Annotated in this window: 1 protein-coding gene; it reads right to left on the bottom strand. The window is 77.4% G+C overall.

Annotated features, from left to right (window positions below; genetic code table 11):
* Positions 1–49: 49 nt before the first annotated feature.
* Positions 50–433 (bottom strand): ArsR/SmtB family transcription factor, encoded by a 384-nt coding sequence (locus tag AC51EU_RS30595; protein WP_496270344.1) that lies wholly within the window; start codon positions 431–433, stop codon positions 50–52.
* Positions 434–1,290: the final 857 nt, after the last annotated feature.

Here is a 1,290-nt window from a genome sequence, read left to right as displayed (position 1 = left end):
CCGCACCGGAGCGTCCCGTACCCTGCCGCCGCCCGCCTCGATGTCCCGCTCACGACGCCTCCTGTCCGCACGACGCCCGCCGCCGCCCGCGCCCCGGGCCGTCCCCCCGCCGTTCGGCGAGGAGTTCGTGCTGTCCGGTGAGCACGGAGGCGAGGATCCGGCGGGCGGAGCGCAGCAGTCCCGCCACATCGCCGCCGGCCAGCCGGTAGACGACCGTGGAGCCCGTACGGGTGGCGGTGACGATACCCGCGCGGCGCAGGACGGCCAGTTGCTGGGAGAGGGCGGGCGGTTCCACCTCGATGGCGGCCCGCAGCGTCCGCACGGCCAGCGGGCCGTCCTGCAGCATCTCCAGCACCCGGATGCGCACCGGGTGGCCCAGCGTCCGGAAGAAGTCGGCCTTCGCCCGGTACAGCGGCACGTCCCCGCCCGTCATCCCGCGGCCCCGTTCCGCGTCCCGCGGCGGACACCGGCGTGCGCCGTCCGCGTCCCGTCCCGCTTCGTCCCGGCCCATCTGCCCACGCACGACCTCCGCACCACGGCCGCCCGGCCGTCGCGCCACCTGTTGAATTGCAGAGTTCTGCAACTCTAGACGACAGGTACCGGCCATGGGCCGGAGGGTCCGCCTCCACCCGCTTCGCGCCGGTCCGCACCGGAACGGGGCGCCGGCCCGTCCCGGCGCCTGCCCCGGATACGGCCCGCCATGCGCCCGGGACGGCCTTCCGCGGCGCGGCGGGGAAGGGACCTGACACGGGGCGAGACGGGGCCGGGGCCGGCGGCGTTCGTCGTACGGCGGGCCCGTCACCGCCGGGCGGAGCCCCGGCCGTTTGCGGGCCGTGGCCCCTTGCGGGAGCGGGCCCGCCGCCTCTCCCGCCCGGTCCTCGCCGCGCCCGGTGCACGTCCGGGGGGCACGGGGCCGATGCGGTGCGGGACGGGCGGCCGACGGCCCGGTGGAGCGGCGGGCCCGGCCGGATCGTGTCCCGTACCGGGCGTGATGCGGCCGTACGACTCGGCCGGATCTCATCCCCCGGGACGGCCTCCCCGCGCGGGAACGTCTCTTCCGGCCGTCACCGGCGCAGGTACATATGGCTGGTCCACCGCCCGCCCCCGCAACCCGGGGGCCGCTCCCCGGGGTGAGACCGGGTATGGACACCCAGCAGAACCCCGGTGAACCGTTCCGGCACCGCCTCCCCCAGCAGGGTCCACCGCCGTCACCGGACCACCCGCGCCGGACCGGCGGCGGGGACACCCCGATCTTCGACCAGTTGCTCCGGGAGTGGCGGGCGGGCGCCG

The organism is Candidatus Streptomyces philanthi, from assembly GCF_059553635.1.
This window is presented reverse-complemented; position numbering and strand designations above follow the sequence as displayed.